Here is a 15763-nt window from a genome sequence, read left to right as displayed (position 1 = left end):
AGCCGGAGGATGTTACTACCTCCTCCGGCATCTTTAACGTGGTCGAATCCCTTCAATAATAATCCGCTGCACGTTTTCAACCGTTTGATTGAAAAATACCTCATCGCGCAACGTTGCGCCTGTCACCGCCTCCACCTGAGGGGCGAAATCGGCGTAATGTTGAGTGGAAGCCCAAATCATAAAAATCAAATGCTGCGGGTCAATCGGCGCGAGTTTGCCACTCTTGACCCAGCCCGCAATCAGCGCTGATTTCTCATCAATTAACGCCTTCAAATCGCCCGTCAGTTCATCCATTAACAACGGCGCGCCTGCCAGCATCTCCATACAGAACAGGCGCGAAGCCTGCGGATAATCGCGGGAGACTTCCAGCTTCAGACGAATGTACTCTTTGATCGCCGCCAGCGGGGCGAAATCTTCACGAAACGCCTTTAACGGCGCCAACCAGATATCGAGAATTTGCCGCAGCACGGCAATATACAGTGCCTCTTTCGACGGGAAGTAATACAGCAGATTGGTTTTAGAAACACCCGCCAACTCTGCGATCTGCTCCAGCCGTGTGCCGTGAAAACCGAATTGCGAAAAAGTGTCCAGTGCCGCGCTAAGAATCGCTTTTTTCTTCGCGCTTACTGCACGCGAACGTTTACCCGTTGTTTTCACTGCGCCTTGCGTCATGCGCTCTCCCCTCTTGTAGATTGGCAACAGGATAGCAAAACCCCCGCCCGGCCTCGACCTTCTGCACTCTCATCGCGCACAGATGCATGTTTTATGTGCAACTGTTTTGACCGTTTAGTCCACTTTTTACCAGATATTTTAGATAACACAATGTTAACGCATTAATAACATTCACTTTTTAAAAACTGGCATCCGCTTTGCAAACAAGCCATTACGCGGCTGAAAAGGATATGCAGGATGCAGCGCCCCGTCTGACTTTCACTTTACGAGACGAAGAGAGGTTGATAATGAAAATTGGCGTATTCGTACCTATTGGCAACAACGGCTGGCTCATTTCGACCCACGCGCCGCAGTACATGCCGACCTTTGAACTGAATAAAGCCATCGTGCAAAAAGCGGAGCACTACCATTTCGATTTCGCCCTGTCGATGATCAAACTGCGTGGCTTTGGCGGCAAAACTGAGTTCTGGGATCACAACCTTGAGTCGTTCACCTTGATGGCGGGGCTGGCGGCCGTGACCTCGCGCATTCAGATATACGCCACCGCCGCCACCTTAACGTTACCTCCGGCAATCGTCGCCCGTATGGCCGCAACCATCGACTCCATCTCTGGCGGGCGTTTTGGCGTCAACCTCGTGACTGGCTGGCAAAAGCCCGAGTATGAGCAGATGGGTATCTGGCCTGGCGATGACTATTTCTCCCGTCGTTACGACTATCTCACCGAATATGTTCAGGTGCTGCGCGACCTGTGGGGCTCGGGGAAAAGCGATTTTAAAGGCGATTTTTTCACCATGAATGATTGTCGCGTCAGTCCGCAACCGAGTGTCCCCATGAAAGTGATCTGCGCCGGGCAAAGCGACGCTGGCATGGCGTTCTCCGCTCAGTATGCCGATTTCAACTTCTGTTTCGGCAAAGGCGTAAATACCCCCACGGCTTTCGCCCCGACCGCTGCGCGGATGAAACAGGCCGCAGAGCAAACCGGGCGCGACGTTGGCTCTTATGTGTTGTTTATGGTGATTGCCGATGAAACCGACGATGCCGCTCGCGCCAAATGGGAACACTACAAAGCGGGCGCGGATGAAGAGGCGTTAAGCTGGCTAACCGAACAAAGTCAGAAAGATACCCGCTCCGGTACTGACACCAACGTCCGTCAGATGGCCGATCCCACTTCGGCGGTAAACATCAATATGGGGACGTTAGTCGGTTCTTACGCCAGTGTCGCGCGCATGTTAGATGAAGTCGCAAGCGTGCCTGGTGCCGAAGGCGTGCTGTTGACCTTCGATGATTTTCTGTCGGGAATCGAAACCTTCGGCGAGCGCATTCAACCACTGATGCAGTGCCGCGCCCATCTCCCTGCGCTGACTCAGGAGGTGGCATGATGACAACCTTAACCGCACGACCGGAAGCCATTACCTTCGATCCGCAGCAAAGTGCGCTGATCGTGGTGGATATGCAAAACGCCTATGCCACGCCAGGCGGCTATTTAGATCTCGCCGGGTTTGATGTCTCAACCACTCGCCCGGTCATTGCCAACATTCAAACCGCCGTGACCGCAGCGCGAGCGGCAGAGATGCTGATCATCTGGTTTCAAAATGGCTGGGATGAACAATATGTCGAGGCTGGCGGACCCGGCTCACCGAATTTTCATAAATCGAACGCCCTGAAAACCATGCGTAAGCAGCCGCAGCTGCAGGGGAAATTGCTGGCGAAAGGCTCCTGGGATTATCAACTGGTGGATGAACTGGTGCCGCAGCCTGGCGATATTGTGCTGCCGAAGCCGCGCTACAGCGGTTTCTTCAATACGCCGCTGGACAGCATTTTGCGCAGCCGCGGAATACGCCATCTGGTTTTCACCGGTATCGCTACCAACGTCTGCGTCGAATCGACGCTACGCGACGGCTTTTTTCTGGAGTATTTCGGCGTGGTGCTGGAAGACGCAACTCACCAGGCGGGGCCGGAATTTGCACAGAAAGCCGCGTTGTTCAATATCGAAACCTTTTTTGGCTGGGTCAGCGACGTCGAAACGTTCTGCGACGCGCTTTCGCCCACGTCTCTTGCCCGTATTGCCTGAGGAACTTACTTATGCCGAAATCCGTAATTATTCCCGCTGGCAGCAGCGCACCGCTGGCCCCCTTCGTTCCCGGCACGCTGGCTGATGGCGTGGTGTACGTCTCCGGTACGCTGGCTTTTGATCAACATAATAATGTGCTGTTTGCCGATGACCCAAAGGCGCAAACCCGCCACGTTCTGGAAACTATCCGCAAGGTGATCGAGACGGCGGGTGGCACGATGGCGGACGTGACCTTCAACAGCATATTTATTACCGACTGGAAAAATTACGCCGCGATTAACGAAATCTACGCCGAGTTTTTTCCGGGTGATAAACCGGCGCGATTCTGCATTCAGTGCGGACTGGTAAAACCTGACGCGCTGGTGGAAATCGCCACAATTGCGCATATCGCCAAGTGAGGCCGCGATGAAACTTTCACTCTCACCTCCCCCTTATACTGATGCGCCCGTAGTGGTGTTGATTTCGGGTCTTGGCGGTAGCGGCAGTTACTGGTTACCGCAACTGGCGGTGCTGGAGCAGGAGTATCAGGTAGTCTGTTACGACCAGCGCGGCACCGGCAATAATCCCGACACGCTGGCAGAAGATTACAGTATCGCCCAGATGGCAGCGGAACTGCATCAGGCGCTGGTAGCCGCAGGGATTGAGCGTTACGCGGTGGTCGGACATGCGCTCGGTGCGCTGGTGGGAATGCAGCTGGCGCTGGATTATCCCACGTCGGTAACTGTGCTGGTCAGCGTTAACGGCTGGCTACGAATAAACGCCCATACGCGCCGCTGTTTTCAGGTTCGCGAACGATTACTGTATAGCGGCGGCGCACAGGCATGGGTGGAAGCGCAGCCGTTGTTCCTCTATCCCGCCGACTGGATGGCGGCCCGCGCACCTCGCCTGGAAGCAGAAGACGCGCTGGCACTGGCGCATTTTCAGGGCAAAAATAATTTACTGCGTCGACTTAACGCCCTCAAACGCGCTGACTTTAGTCACCATGCGAATCGTATCCGCTGCCCGGTGCAAATCATCTGCGCCAGTGATGATCTGCTGGTGCCATCAGCATGTTCCAGTGAACTTCATGCCGCCCTGCCCGATAGCCAGAAAATGGTGATGCGCTATGGCGGACACGCCTGCAACGTGACCGATCCCGAAACGTTTAATGCTCTGTTACTCAACGGGCTTGCCAGCCTGTTACATCACCGTGAAGCCGCCCTGTAAGGAATTGCTATGAACGAAGCCGTTAGCCCAGGTGCGCTTAGCACCTTGTTCACCGATGCCCGCACTCACAACGGCTGGCGGGAGACACCCGTCAGCGATGAGACGTTACGGGAGATTTATGCCCTGATGAAATGGGGGCCAACATCAGCTAACTGTTCTCCGGCACGGATCGTGTTTATCCGCACGGCAGAAGGAAAAGAACGTCTGCGCCCGGCGCTTTCCAGCGGCAATCTGCAAAAAACCCTGACCGCGCCCGTCACCGCTATCGTCGCCTGGGACAGTGAATTTTATGAACGGTTACCGCAACTGTTTCCTCACGGCGATGCCCGCAGTTGGTTTACTTCCAGCCCGCAACTTGCCGAAGAAACAGCGTTTCGCAACAGCTCCATGCAGGCGGCCTATCTGATCGTTGCCTGCCGTGCGCTGGGGCTGGATACCGGCCCGATGTCGGGTTTCGACCGTCAACACGTGGACGACGCCTTTTTTGCGGGCAGCACGCTGAAAAGCAATCTGCTGATTAACATCGGCTATGGCGATAGCAGCAAACTTTTTGCGCGCCTGCCACGTCTGTCCTTTGAAGAGGCCTGCGGGCTGTTATAAGGAGCAAACCATGAACATTGTCGATCAACAAACCTTTCGCGATGCAATGTCCTGTATGGGCGCGGCAGTCAATATCATCACCACGGACGGTCCAGCCGGGCGCGCCGGGTTCACCGCCAGCGCCGTCTGCAGCGTGACCGACACGCCGCCCACATTACTGGTGTGCCTGAATCGAGGGGCGTCCGTCTGGCCGGTATTCAATGAAAATCGAACGCTGTGTGTAAATACACTTAGCGCCGGGCAGGAGCCGCTTTCCAACCTTTTTGGCGGCAAAACGCCCATGGAACACCGCTTTGCCGCCGCCCGCTGGCAGACGGGTGTGACCGGATGCCCGCAACTGGAAGAGGCGCTGGTTTCGTTTGACTGCCGTATCAGCCAGGTGGTGAGCGTCGGCACCCACGACATTCTGTTTTGCGCCATCGAGGCGATTCATCGTCATGCCACCCCTTACGGGCTGGTGTGGTTCGATCGCAGTTATCACGCGCTGATGCGCCCTGCTTGTTAACCTCCTTAAGGAGACAGCTGATGGCAATGTTCGGTTTTCCTCACTGGCAGTTGAAATCGACCTCTACAGAGAGCGGCGTGGTCGCGCCGGATGAACGATTGCCGTTTGCTCAGACGGCAGTAATGGGTGTTCAACACGCGGTGGCGATGTTTGGCGCGACGGTGTTAATGCCGATTCTGATGGGGCTGGATCCCAATCTTTCCATTTTAATGTCGGGGATCGGCACGTTACTGTTTTTCTTTATTACCGGCGGGCGCGTTCCCAGTTATCTCGGTTCCAGCGCGGCTTTTGTTGGTGTGGTGATTGCTGCAACGGGCTTTAACGGCCAGGGGATTAACCCGAATATCAGCATCGCGCTGGGCGGGATTATCGCCTGTGGGCTGGTTTATACCGTCATTGGCCTGGTGGTGATGAAAATCGGTACGCGCTGGATTGAACGTCTGATGCCGCCAGTAGTGACGGGCGCGGTGGTGATGGCGATTGGCCTGAACTTAGCGCCTATCGCGGTGAAAAGTGTATCGGCTTCGGCCTTTGATAGCTGGATGGCGGTAATGACGGTGCTGTGTATTGGGCTGGTGGCGGTGTTTACCCGTGGCATGATCCAGCGGTTGCTGATTCTCGTAGGATTAATTGTCGCCTGTCTGCTGTATGGCGTGATGACCAACGTTTTAGGGCTGGGTAAAGCCGTCGATTTTACTCTCGTCAGCCATGCTGCCTGGTTCGGTCTGCCACATTTTTCCACTCCTGCTTTTAATGGTCAGGCAATGATGCTGATTGCGCCCGTGGCGGTGATTCTGGTGGCGGAAAACTTAGGTCATCTCAAGGCGGTCGCCGGGATGACCGGACGCAATATGGACCCGTATATGGGGCGGGCATTCGTCGGTGATGGTCTGGCAACGATGCTTTCCGGCTCTGTCGGCGGTAGCGGCGTGACCACCTATGCTGAAAATATCGGTGTGATGGCCGTGACAAAAGTCTACTCAACGCTGGTGTTTGTTGCTGCTGCCGTCATCGCCATGCTGTTGGGCTTTTCACCGAAATTTGGCGCGCTGATTCATACCATTCCTGCAGCGGTGATTGGTGGTGCATCAATTGTTGTGTTCGGGCTAATTGCCGTCGCAGGCGCGCGGATCTGGGTACAAAACCGTGTGGATTTAAGCCAGAACGGCAATTTGATAATGGTCGCGGTAACGTTAGTGCTGGGCGCGGGTGATTTTGCTCTCACGCTGGGCGGCTTCACGTTGGGAGGGATCGGCACGGCAACTTTTGGCGCGATTTTACTCAATGCGTTGTTAAGCAGAAAGTTGGTTGACGTTCCACCGCCAGAAGTTGTTCATCAGGAGCCATAAACAGAAAACCGCCGGGATTACCCGGCGGTGCAGATTGTTGACAACGTACGCATTGTTCATGCCGGATGCGGCGTAAACGCCTTATCCGGCCTACAAAACAGTGCAAATTCAATATATTGCAATCTTCTGGTAGGCCTGATAAGCATCGCGCACTAGGCAAGCTTACATTTGTCATCAGTATCAACCGCCGGGTAACCGGCGGTGGTGGCTTTTTGACGAGCTAAAGACAAAAATGCATTCGTCATTGATTAGCCCGGCTAGTTGTCGCTTTTGCCGTGACTGCTCTTCCCACCTTTTTTACCTGCTTCAGATGCGCGCTGCGGGTCATTTTTGAAATTACCCCCGCTGTGCTGTCCACCTTTTTTACCTGCTTCTGATGCTCTTTCGCGGTCTTCTGCAAAATTACCTGAACCGCCTCGATGGTTTGCCATTACTGACCTCCGTCTTGATGTAGACATCATATTGCATTGCATAGGATTAACGCGGCGTATGGCGGTGCCATATTTTCGCTACGTGGGACTAAGCTTAGTGAACTGACGCGGGTGGACCCGCGTTTGGTAATATCCTGCAACAGGTTCTGAGCGAGAATGGATATCATTTCCAATAATTATCCATAAGCCTCTCTTATGATTAAAAAAACGCTATGGGATAAAAATGTATCATTTTGCGACAAATTTACGCGTTTGTGAAAGTTGTTATAAATCAAATAAGTGGTTGTGAAATTTGCACTCTGAAAAGGACGTCTTATCTTTAAAAGAGTGGTAGCGAATCGCTACGGAATAGAGATAACACGAGGAGTGGTTAGAAATGGCTAAAGTTCTGGTGCTTTATTATTCCATGTACGGACATATCGAAACGATGGCGCGCGCAGTCGCTGAAGGCGCAAGCAAAGTCGATGGCGCAGAAGTTGTTGTTAAGCGTGTACCGGAAACCATGCAGCCGCAATTATTCGAAAAAGCAGGCGGTAAAACGCAAACTGCACCCGTTGCAACTCCGCAAGAACTGGCCGATTACGACGCCATTATTTTTGGTACGCCAACCCGCTTCGGCAATATGTCCGGGCAAATGCGTACCTTCCTCGACCAGACGGGCGGCCTGTGGGCTTCTGGCGCATTGTACGGAAAACTGGCGAGCGTCTTTAGCTCTACCGGCACCGGCGGCGGTCAGGAACAAACCATCACATCCACCTGGACGACACTTGCGCACCACGGCATGGTGATTGTCCCTATTGGCTACGCAGCGCAGGAACTTTTTGACGTCTCGCAGGTTCGCGGCGGAACGCCGTACGGCGCAACCACCATTGCAGGCGGTGACGGTTCACGCCAACCCAGCCAGGAAGAGTTGTCTATCGCACGTTATCAGGGGGAATATGTCGCTGGTCTGGCAGTTAAACTCAACGGCTAATCTTCAACAGGAGGATACGCATGCCAACTCAAGAAGCGAAAGCTCATCACGTGGGTGAATGGGCATCTCTGCGCAATACGTCGCCGGAAATAGCCGAGGCCATTTTCGAAGTCGCCGGGTACGACGAAAAAATGGCGGAAAAGATTTGGGAAGAAGGTAGCGATGAAGTGTTAGTCAAAGCCTTTGCTAAAACCGATAAAGATTCGCTTTTTTGGGGCGAACAGACCATCGAACGTAAAAACGTTTAATCAGCGACTCCCCCGCTTCTCGCGGGGGAGCTTTCAAATTGTTGACAACGTGCGCTTTGTTCATGCCGGATGCGGCGTGAACGCCTTATCCGGCCTACATGATCGTGCAAATTCGATATAGTGCAATTCTCGGGTAGGCCTGATAAGCGTAGCGCATCAGGCAATCTCACGTTTGTCATCAGTCTCATATTCCCCCGCTTCTCGCGGGGGAGCTTTCTGTTATTTCACCGCTTCATTCAACACGCTATCAAACTTATCCATTGGGCAAAAACCGTTGGCATCTATCGGGCAGCCGGTTAATTCCAGCGTCACACGCTGCGCAGGAGCCTGCAACGTTAACGCATCGGCATTACGTAACTGTTCCGCACTCTGATACACATATTCAATTTTCATCAAATCGCGATTGGCTTTGCTGTCATGCCAACGCTGGAAAACGATTTTGCCGCCAATCGGCGTGCGTTCGTTCTGGTCATGCAACTGATACGGTTTGAAATCCAGCGCCGTTAACAGAGAGGCAATGTTTGAGTCGTGCCCAACCAGCACTGTGATTTTCGGCGCACTGGCACGATCGGTAACCAGGGCTTTGTCGATATAACTGACCAGCGGTTTCGCGACATTACGCGCCACTTCCGGTGAAGTAAACAGGCTATCCTGGTAACCGTTTTTCAGCTTCGACAACACTTTCCATTGTTGATCTGATTTGATTTCCCCCCAGGCCACCTGATCCATCGGGAAACCTTCGTAGTATTGCAGGGTGAACGCGTCCACCAGCGAGTTGCCCACTTTTAGCGGCCCGGAAACGCCTGGTTCTTCCTGATACTTCGCGCTAAAGGTATTTTTACCGTCCACCAGCGAACACTGCTGTTTCTCTTTGCAGGCTGGTGAATCTTTATAGTTAACGATTTTTTCCAGTAACTGGTAGCTGTCGGTAAGCTGAAGTTTGCCGAGCTCTTTTTCCATTGCCGCCACCGCCTGCTCACTGAATGCGGCGGAATCATCGGTGATCACCGGGTTAAAGGTTGGGTCCATAGTGCCCATTTTTTCCTGGTGATGAACAGGAATGTCACACCCCGGAAATGCGCCTGTGATAAAAAATTGTGCAGTAGCGACGGTACGTTGCAAGCTGTTGGCGTAAGCGTAAACAGTATCTGCTGGCGGGCATTCACCTGTTTTCACTATTCCCTGCTCTGCCAGCCACTCACGCATGTAATGGCCCATATACACTTCCAGCACGCCGCCTTTGGTCGTGAGTTGTCCACCGGGAACATCCCACTCCGGCCATTTATTCGGCGTCGACTGCTCAAGCACACTGCCATTATTTGCCAGAGGCGCACGTAAGTTATGACGGCTCATGAGTAGCACTTGCTGTAGCTGATAGCCTTCCGGCACGGTCTGTGCCTGAGCATTCGAAGAGAGTAAAACCATCCCAGCCACGGCCGCAGCGATTAGCGTTTTTTTCATTCCCATCACCTCTTTAGTTATCAATCAATTAAGAGTGTGACAGAAATATGGCATTTTTCCGGGAACAGGTTCGCAATTTAGCAGATGACGAGGCGGGAAACCGTCAGGCGATAACGGACAGTAGTCGCGCTATCGCCTGGTTTGTATCGTTAAACTAATACCTGAAACAGCAAGGCAAAAAGAATGATATTGGCAATGACAATGGCCCAACCGTTATAAAGCATATATTTCAGGTGAGTTGATTGTGCCAGCCCCATTTGACCGAACATATCCGATGAAGGGAAAGGCCCAAACCAGTCCACTTGCGATGAGGCTAATAACACTGCCGTTGTACCCTGTGGCGGCACTCCCGCAGCCATCAACATCGGACCAAATATTTTATGCGTGAAGGTCATCTGAGCAACAGCAGCACCTGGCACATGACCGATAATGTTAAAGGCAAAAATGCAGAAGCAAAGCCATGCCGGAGATATCCCGGTTAACAGTGGTTGTGTGTATTCGAGCAATCCCTGATACGCCTGCAGGCTATCCATAAGTTCCAGAATCGGGTTATACAGCCAGTAGAGCAGAAACATCCACACCAGTCTGCCACAGCCTTTATACAGCGCTTGCAGGATCCCGGTTGGGCTTAATCCGCCCACCAGCCCGGTGATCAACGCCACCAACAGCATAACGATAATGGCAAAACTAAAACCTGCTTTTATCACTACACCGATTACCGCCATCACAATAATGGTTGCCGCAAATGCCAGGGCGCTGAGTTTGCGACGACGATCGCGGGCAGGATCCTCTTCTTCCTGAGTTTTCTCCGAGAGATCCACTTCGTAGTGTAATTTTCCTTCCGTCATCTTCTGAATTCGCCCGGCCATTATCCAGCCAGCAAATAATGTCACAGCACTCATTGGTAGCCCGACATACATCAGGTATTGCGGATAAGTCAGGCCGCCGAGTTGTAAAATCGTCACAGTACTGGGAGTAAATGGCCCGGTAAACAATCCCACTGACCCCGCCGTCATCATCAGTGCAGCCACTGTAGGCGGTGTCAGCCGTACTGCCGCCGCCACGGGAATAATCACCGCAACAATAATGGCGTTGCCGCCTGCCATTGTGCCCAGCGCACCACAGATAAGAATGGATGAGACGACGATACCAAATTTGACCCGTGTCTGGCTGGAAAGCCCGATACGATGCACCACAAATTTGACCAGTTCAACGGCGGCTCCGGTACGTGTTGCCACTTCACCTACGCCTGCGCCAAGCATAATGATCAAACCAACAGTGGCGATAAACGATCCCGTCGATTTTGCCAGCATGGCGCCCATTTCAGGTAAGCCGGTGGAAGTCATTATCATCGCAATAATAATCGATGAAATAACCGCCAGAACAATATCGACGCCTATCAACGAGAGCACCGCTAACGCCACCAGTGGTGTAAAACCAAGCAGTCCGAGTTCATTACCTGGACGCCCCTGGCACCAGAACGCTATCAGTAAAAATGCAATCAATAACAAGCCAATAATGACATTCTTTTTGGTGATATTTTGTCTGGTTAGTGAACCACCAGCGAGCATTGAGTCACTCATATAACTCCTTAACCCCATCGAATCGACTTTCAATATCAGCCGATATATTTGGACAGCTCAGAAAATATCCCCCCTCGTTATTATTGTTAGCAAAATGCACTGAGGGTTTGTCCGGGTACTACAGGTATTATTCTGAGTTCGTAATTAACCCCTTTAGGTGGGCAAATAACGCATTGTTACCAGAACAGGCGTTACGCATTAAATTTATGTTAACCTAGTGTTACCATGAAATGACTTTTTATCTATCGTCTATAACTCTGGGTTAACTCTTAATGAAACTGCGCCACCTGGAAATCTTCTATGCTGTGATGACATGCGGGACACTTTCACGGGCAGCGGAATCGCTGAATATTTCCCAGCCGGCCGCCAGTAAAGCGTTAAAAAACGCTGAGCAAAAACTCGGTTTTCAGCTCTTTCAGCGAGTTCGTGGCAAGCTTCTTCCAACCAGCGAAGCGATCACACTTTTTGAAAAAGCGCAGTCGATTTATCACGAACTCGACAACCTGCGACTACTGGCCGATAACCTGACGCGAGATCCGCGAGCCAGAATAGCCCTGGGATGCCTGCCAAGCCTGGGATTAAGTCTGGTGCCGGAAATAGTCACGGCGTTTTACCAGCAGAATGCGAATCTGGTCATGACACTGACGACAGAGCACACTGAAACGTTGGTTAAAAAACTTGATCTGCGTGAGATTGATCTGGCCCTGACGCTACAACCGATTCAACAGGGGGAAATTATGACGACGCTGATAGCCGAAGTTCCGCTGGTTTATATCGACCGGGACTATCGCCAGGGCGCAGTAGAAATAGACAAGATTGACCAACAACGCTGGATTTCTCCCGGCCCTCATTCCCTTTCCGATGCAATAGCTAAACGACGTGATTTTTTGACGACGCGCCTGAATGTCCAGACCTATTACATGGCGACGGAATTTGTAAAACGCGGAATGGGATGCAGTATTACCGATATTTTCTCTGCCCGTCATAACCTCCCGGCAGAGACGATTCACCCCATCGCCCCGCCAATGAAAATTGACCTTTGCTTGCTACGCCGCGCCGACGTTTCACTTAGCCCCATTACACAAAAATTTGTCGATTTCCTCTGTCAGCAATTACGTCTCCAGCTGCGAGCCATTAACCTTGAGTTATACCCTGAAAATAAAAAGTCAATTGCCCCTCAGGTCTAAATGCTTTGACATAACCCCAACGCATTTATTAGCGGTGGATATCTCAGGTGATGAAAAAACGCATTGTAATTATTGGCGGCGGGGTAATTGGTCTGGCAACAGCATGGGTTCTGGTAAAACAGGGCCATCAGGTGCAATTGTTAGAACGCAACAGCCAGGCAGGCGTCGCCACCAGTTTCGCTAATGGTGGGCAACTCAGTTATCGCTACGTTGCTCCTCTGGCGGATAAAGGCGTACCGATGCAGGGAGTTAAATGGATGGGGAAAAGCGACTCCCCCCTCAATATGCGTTTGCGCATGTCATTTAGCCAGTGGCGCTGGTTGCTGGAATTTTTACTGGCCTGCAATAGCCGGACAAATAAACTCAATGGCGACCATATTTTACGCTTATCACTGTTAAGCCGTCAGGTCATGGAAGAGTGGCTGCTGGAAGATAATCTTGATGATTTTCACTGGCGCCGTTCTGGCAAACTGATTATTCATCGCCGCCCGCAAGATTTAGCCAAAGCAGCAAAAGGTATTAATCCGCAATTTCAACAGGCTTTATCACGCGAAGAGTGCGTTCATCTTGAACCAGCACTAAAACATATTGGTCATTCATTGTGTGGCGGTATTTACTCCCCCGGCGATGAAACGGCGGACTGCTATAAGTTCTGCCAGGCATTACTTGCCAAACTTAATGCCAGCGCAAATTTTTCGCTACAAACCGATTGTGAAGTTTTGCAGTTGAATAAAAAAGGCGAGCGCATTGATTCCATCACCACCAGCACAGGAACACTGGTTGCTGATGATTATGTCGTTGCCGCGGGTAATGGCAGTAAGCATTTACTTGCCGAAACCGGGACTCACGTACCGCTCTGCGGTCTGAAAGGTTACAGTCTGACGCTCCCCTTCCCACAAGAAATGGGGATCGCACCGCAAATCAGTGTCACCGACTATGGTCATAAAATTGTCTATGCCCGCCTCGGTGAGCGGTTGCGTATCGCCGCCATGGTCGATATTGGCTATGACGGAAATGAATTGCGCCCTGAACGAATCAATGCCTTAAAGCAGATCGTAGCTAACAGTTTTCCGCAACTGCAAGGCATCGATGATGCTGAATTATGGACAGGTATGCGTCCATCCACCCCTGCGGGTCCGCCACTATTAGGACGGGCGAAGTATCAAAATCTGTGGATGAATCTTGGTCAGGGCAGTCTGGGCTTTACGCTGGCGGCGGGTAGTGCCGTGGTGTTAGGCGCGCTGCTATCAGGCGAAGATCCCGCAATTTCCCTTGATGGACTGACATGGAGCCAATCAGCTTGAATATCAAACGTAATAACCCACAACCTCGTCTTGCCGCCAGTGTGGAATATGGCAATCTTGTATTTCTCTCCGGTCAGACACCGAAGAGCAATACGCCTGACATCGCGCAACAAACGCGCGAAGTGCTGGAGAAAATCGACGCATTACTTGCTGAAGCGGGCAGTGATAAATTTCATCTCTTGTCCGCTCAGGTATGGCTGAAAGATATCAGCCGCGATTTTGCCGATTTCAACGACGTATGGGTTAACTGGATGCCAGAAGGATATAGCCCGGCACGTGCTGCCGTGCAGGCTGAGATGGCCCGCCCGGAGATTCTGGTTGAAGTGATGGTCACTGCGGTAAAAGCAGGATAATTCACCATTTTCAGCCCCCTGACAACGTCGTCATGGGGCATCTATGAAGGTTAAACGTCCCCTCTTTTACCTGCCAAAATTCAGGCTGAAAATATCATTTTTAGTTATGTTTTTATCACTGGCCTACGATTTTTTCTGATTTCCCCTACACTTAACTCTGATACCTTGTCAGGGGTTTCCCTTTGTCTGTATTGATTTACGCGAGATAACGCTATGGAATTAAAGGATTATTACGCCATCATGGGCGTGAAACCGACGGACGATCTCAAGACAATCAAGACCGCCTATCGTCGACTGGCCCGCAAATACCATCCTGATGTCAGCAAAGAGCCCGATGCCGAAGCCCGCTTCAAAGAGGTCGCTGAAGCCTGGGAAGTGTTAAGTGATGAACAGCGTCGCGCTGAATATGATCAGATGTGGCAGCATCGCAACGATCCGCAATTCAACCGCCAGTTCCAGCATGGCGACGGTCAGAGTTTCAATGCCGAAGATTTTGACGATATCTTCTCGTCAATTTTCGGTCAACATGCCCGCCAGAGCCGTCAACGCCCCGCCACACGTGGCCACGATATTGAAATTGAAGTTGCGGTATTCCTGGAAGAAACGCTTACTGAGCACAAACGTACCATCAGCTATAACCTGCCGGTTTATAACGCCTTTGGCATGATCGAACAGGAAATCCCGAAAACGCTGAATGTGAAGATCCCGGCGGGCGTCGGCAATGGCCAACGTATCCGCCTGAAAGGCCAGGGGACGCCAGGCGAAAACGGTGGTCCAAATGGCGACCTGTGGCTGGTGATTCATATAGCCCCGCATCCGTTGTTTGATATTGTCGGTCAGGATCTGGAAATTGTGGTGCCGGTTAGCCCGTGGGAAGCGGCTCTGGGTAGCAAAGTCACTGTACCAACCCTGAAAGAAAGCATTTTGTTGACCATTCCGCCAGGCAGTCAGGCCGGGCAACGATTGCGCATTAAAGGCAAAGGTCTGGTAAGCAAAAAACAGACTGGTGACTTGTATGCGGTACTGAAAATCGTCATGCCGCCGAAACCGGATGAAAATACTGCTGCGCTGTGGCAACAACTGGCAGACGCCCAGTCGTCTTTTGATCCACGTAAAGATTGGGGGAAAGCATAATGGCTCATGTTACGGTGACTTTTACCATTACCGAATTTTGCCTACATACCGGCATTTCTGAAGAGGAGTTGAATGAAATTGTCGGTTTGGGGGTGGTTGAACCGAGAGAGATCCAGGAAACAACCTGGGTATTTGATGACCATGCCGCCATTGTGGTGCAACGCGCGGTACGTCTGCGTCAGGAACTGGCGCTGGACTGGCCGGGGATCGCGGTGGCACTAACGTTAATGGATGATATTGCACATCTGAAACAGGAAAACCGTCTGTTACGCCAGCGGCTTTCCCGGTTTGTGGCTCACCCGTGAGTGTGGCTGCCGGATGCGATGCTGACGCGTCTTATCAAGCCTACAAAGATCACCGTTCCCGTAGGCCGGATAAGGCGTTCACGCCGCATCCGGCAGCGCTGCCATAATGCCTGATGCGACGCTTAACGCGTCTTATCAGGCCTACAAAAATCACCCTTTCCGTAGGCCGGATAAGGCGTTCACGCCGCCTCCGGCAGCGCTGCCATAATGCCTGATGCGACGCTTAACGCGTCTTATCAGGCCTACAAAGATCACCGTTCCTGTAGGCCGGATAAGGCGTTCACGCCGCATCCGGCGGTTCTGCCATAATGCCTGATGCGACGCTTAACGCGTCTTATCAGGCCTACAAAAATCACCGTTCCCGTAGATACTGTTATGGCC

The 15763-nt window shown here is 52.0% G+C and carries 18 protein-coding genes; 14 read left to right on the top strand and 4 right to left on the bottom strand.

Going from position 1 to position 15763, the window contains the following annotated elements:
* Positions 1-33: 33 nt before the first annotated feature.
* A complete protein-coding gene (gene rutR / locus FEK47_RS20010) occupies positions 34-672 on the bottom strand; it encodes an HTH-type transcriptional regulator RutR (protein ID WP_000191701.1) in 639 nt (212 codons plus the stop codon).
* 287 nt (positions 673-959) lie between these two features.
* Between rutR and rutA the strand changes: the two genes are divergently transcribed.
* From rutA to rutG, 7 genes are read left to right on the top strand one after another with little or no spacing between them, the layout of a single operon-like run.
* A complete protein-coding gene (rutA, locus tag FEK47_RS20005; RefSeq protein ID WP_001345642.1) occupies positions 960-2051 on the top strand; it encodes a pyrimidine utilization protein A in 1092 nt (363 codons plus the stop codon).
* Positions 2051-2743, top strand: coding sequence for a peroxyureidoacrylate/ureidoacrylate amidohydrolase RutB (gene rutB, locus FEK47_RS20000; protein WP_135486352.1), 693 nt, complete (start codon positions 2051-2053; stop codon positions 2741-2743). The genes rutA and rutB overlap by 1 nt, the downstream gene beginning before the upstream one ends.
* Positions 2744-2754: 11 nt before the next feature.
* Positions 2755-3141: a 3-aminoacrylate deaminase gene (gene rutC / locus FEK47_RS19995; RefSeq protein ID WP_001126780.1), complete on the top strand. Its 387-nt coding sequence runs from the start codon at positions 2755-2757 to the stop codon at positions 3139-3141.
* 7 nt (positions 3142-3148) lie between these two features.
* Entirely contained in the window at positions 3149-3949 is an 801-nt protein-coding gene (gene rutD / locus FEK47_RS19990; RefSeq protein ID WP_135486348.1) for a pyrimidine utilization protein D, read from the top strand.
* Between the two features lie 9 nt (positions 3950-3958).
* Positions 3959-4549 (top strand): malonic semialdehyde reductase, encoded by a 591-nt coding sequence (locus FEK47_RS19985; RefSeq protein ID WP_001001171.1) that lies wholly within the window; start codon positions 3959-3961, stop codon positions 4547-4549.
* Positions 4550-4559: 10 nt separating this feature from the next.
* Positions 4560-5054: an NADH-dependent FMN reductase RutF gene (gene rutF, locus FEK47_RS19980; protein ID WP_001028095.1), complete on the top strand. Its 495-nt coding sequence runs from the start codon at positions 4560-4562 to the stop codon at positions 5052-5054.
* A 20-nt stretch (positions 5055-5074) separates the two neighbouring features.
* The gene (gene rutG, locus FEK47_RS19975; RefSeq protein ID WP_001326838.1) at positions 5075-6403 is read left to right on the top strand and encodes a pyrimidine utilization transport protein G; all 1329 of its coding nucleotides are present in this window, start codon (positions 5075-5077) and stop codon (positions 6401-6403) included.
* A 257-nt stretch (positions 6404-6660) separates the two neighbouring features.
* Here the strand turns inward: rutG and FEK47_RS19970 are convergent, their stop codons facing one another.
* The gene (locus FEK47_RS19970) at positions 6661-6834 is read right to left on the bottom strand and encodes a general stress protein (RefSeq protein WP_001273658.1); all 174 of its coding nucleotides are present in this window, start codon (positions 6832-6834) and stop codon (positions 6661-6663) included.
* Between the two features lie 376 nt (positions 6835-7210).
* On the opposite strand from FEK47_RS19970, the gene wrbA reads away from it, so the two are divergent.
* Together wrbA and FEK47_RS19960 are read left to right on the top strand one after the other, a co-directional pair.
* Positions 7211-7807 carry an NAD(P)H:quinone oxidoreductase gene (gene wrbA, locus FEK47_RS19965; protein ID WP_001151442.1) on the top strand — a complete coding sequence of 199 codons (597 nt, stop codon included), beginning with the start codon at positions 7211-7213 and terminating at the stop codon, positions 7805-7807.
* A gap of 20 nt (positions 7808-7827) precedes the next feature.
* Positions 7828-8055 carry a YccJ family protein gene (locus tag FEK47_RS19960; RefSeq protein ID WP_001143120.1) on the top strand — a complete coding sequence of 76 codons (228 nt, stop codon included), beginning with the start codon at positions 7828-7830 and terminating at the stop codon, positions 8053-8055.
* A 219-nt stretch (positions 8056-8274) separates the two neighbouring features.
* Here the strand turns inward: FEK47_RS19960 and agp are convergent, their stop codons facing one another.
* Together agp and FEK47_RS19950 are read right to left on the bottom strand one after the other, a co-directional pair.
* A complete protein-coding gene (agp, locus tag FEK47_RS19955; RefSeq protein WP_135486349.1) occupies positions 8275-9516 on the bottom strand; it encodes a bifunctional glucose-1-phosphatase/inositol phosphatase in 1242 nt (413 codons plus the stop codon).
* A gap of 149 nt (positions 9517-9665) precedes the next feature.
* On the bottom strand, positions 9666-11099 hold the full coding sequence (locus tag FEK47_RS19950; protein ID WP_135404166.1) for a gluconate:proton symporter: 1434 nt from the start codon (positions 11097-11099) through the stop codon (positions 9666-9668).
* A 272-nt stretch (positions 11100-11371) separates the two neighbouring features.
* Here FEK47_RS19950 and FEK47_RS19945 point away from each other — a divergent pair, with 272 nt between their 5' ends.
* The 5 genes from FEK47_RS19945 (at position 11372) to cbpM (ending at position 15382) form a co-directional block, all read left to right on the top strand.
* On the top strand, positions 11372-12286 hold the full coding sequence (locus FEK47_RS19945; RefSeq protein ID WP_130215827.1) for a LysR family transcriptional regulator: 915 nt from the start codon (positions 11372-11374) through the stop codon (positions 12284-12286).
* Between the two features lie 50 nt (positions 12287-12336).
* The gene (locus tag FEK47_RS19940; protein ID WP_138183349.1) at positions 12337-13590 is read left to right on the top strand and encodes a D-amino acid dehydrogenase; all 1254 of its coding nucleotides are present in this window, start codon (positions 12337-12339) and stop codon (positions 13588-13590) included.
* Positions 13587-13943, top strand: a complete 357-nt coding sequence (locus tag FEK47_RS19935) for a RidA family protein (RefSeq protein WP_135486350.1) — start codon at positions 13587-13589, stop codon at positions 13941-13943. Before FEK47_RS19940 ends, FEK47_RS19935 begins: the two co-directional genes overlap by 4 nt.
* A 213-nt stretch (positions 13944-14156) precedes the next feature.
* On the top strand, positions 14157-15077 hold the full coding sequence (gene cbpA / locus FEK47_RS19930; protein WP_130205426.1) for a curved DNA-binding protein: 921 nt from the start codon (positions 14157-14159) through the stop codon (positions 15075-15077).
* A complete protein-coding gene (gene cbpM, locus FEK47_RS19925; RefSeq protein ID WP_130205424.1) occupies positions 15077-15382 on the top strand; it encodes a chaperone modulator CbpM in 306 nt (101 codons plus the stop codon). Before cbpA ends, cbpM begins: the two co-directional genes overlap by 1 nt.
* Positions 15383-15763 lie beyond the last annotated feature (381 nt).

This window comes from Escherichia sp. E3659, from assembly GCF_005781135.1.
GTDB lineage: Bacteria > Pseudomonadota > Gammaproteobacteria > Enterobacterales > Enterobacteriaceae > Escherichia.
Note: the sequence above shows the minus strand (reverse complement) of the source record. Positions and strands in the feature narration are given on the sequence as shown.

Excerpts from the sequence above, each read along its gene's own strand:
- rutR (WP_000191701.1), bottom strand. The coding sequence starts at position 672 with ATGACGCAAGGCGCAGTGAAAACAACGGGTAAACGTTCGCGTGCAGTA.
- rutA (WP_001345642.1), top strand. The coding sequence starts at position 960 with ATGAAAATTGGCGTATTCGTACCTATTGGCAACAACGGCTGGCTCATT.
- rutB (WP_135486352.1), top strand. The coding sequence starts at position 2,051 with ATGACAACCTTAACCGCACGACCGGAAGCCATTACCTTCGATCCGCAG.
- rutC (WP_001126780.1), top strand. The coding sequence starts at position 2,755 with ATGCCGAAATCCGTAATTATTCCCGCTGGCAGCAGCGCACCGCTGGCC.
- rutD (WP_135486348.1), top strand. The coding sequence starts at position 3,149 with ATGAAACTTTCACTCTCACCTCCCCCTTATACTGATGCGCCCGTAGTG.
- FEK47_RS19985 (WP_001001171.1), top strand. The coding sequence starts at position 3,959 with ATGAACGAAGCCGTTAGCCCAGGTGCGCTTAGCACCTTGTTCACCGAT.
- rutF (WP_001028095.1), top strand. The coding sequence starts at position 4,560 with ATGAACATTGTCGATCAACAAACCTTTCGCGATGCAATGTCCTGTATG.
- rutG (WP_001326838.1), top strand. The coding sequence starts at position 5,075 with ATGGCAATGTTCGGTTTTCCTCACTGGCAGTTGAAATCGACCTCTACA.
- FEK47_RS19970 (WP_001273658.1), bottom strand. The coding sequence starts at position 6,834 with ATGGCAAACCATCGAGGCGGTTCAGGTAATTTTGCAGAAGACCGCGAA.
- wrbA (WP_001151442.1), top strand. The coding sequence starts at position 7,211 with ATGGCTAAAGTTCTGGTGCTTTATTATTCCATGTACGGACATATCGAA.
- FEK47_RS19960 (WP_001143120.1), top strand. The coding sequence starts at position 7,828 with ATGCCAACTCAAGAAGCGAAAGCTCATCACGTGGGTGAATGGGCATCT.
- agp (WP_135486349.1), bottom strand. The coding sequence starts at position 9,516 with ATGAAAAAAACGCTAATCGCTGCGGCCGTGGCTGGGATGGTTTTACTC.
- FEK47_RS19950 (WP_135404166.1), bottom strand. The coding sequence starts at position 11,099 with ATGAGTGACTCAATGCTCGCTGGTGGTTCACTAACCAGACAAAATATC.
- FEK47_RS19945 (WP_130215827.1), top strand. The coding sequence starts at position 11,372 with ATGAAACTGCGCCACCTGGAAATCTTCTATGCTGTGATGACATGCGGG.
- FEK47_RS19940 (WP_138183349.1), top strand. The coding sequence starts at position 12,337 with ATGAAAAAACGCATTGTAATTATTGGCGGCGGGGTAATTGGTCTGGCA.
- cbpA (WP_130205426.1), top strand. The coding sequence starts at position 14,157 with ATGGAATTAAAGGATTATTACGCCATCATGGGCGTGAAACCGACGGAC.
- cbpM (WP_130205424.1), top strand. The coding sequence starts at position 15,077 with ATGGCTCATGTTACGGTGACTTTTACCATTACCGAATTTTGCCTACAT.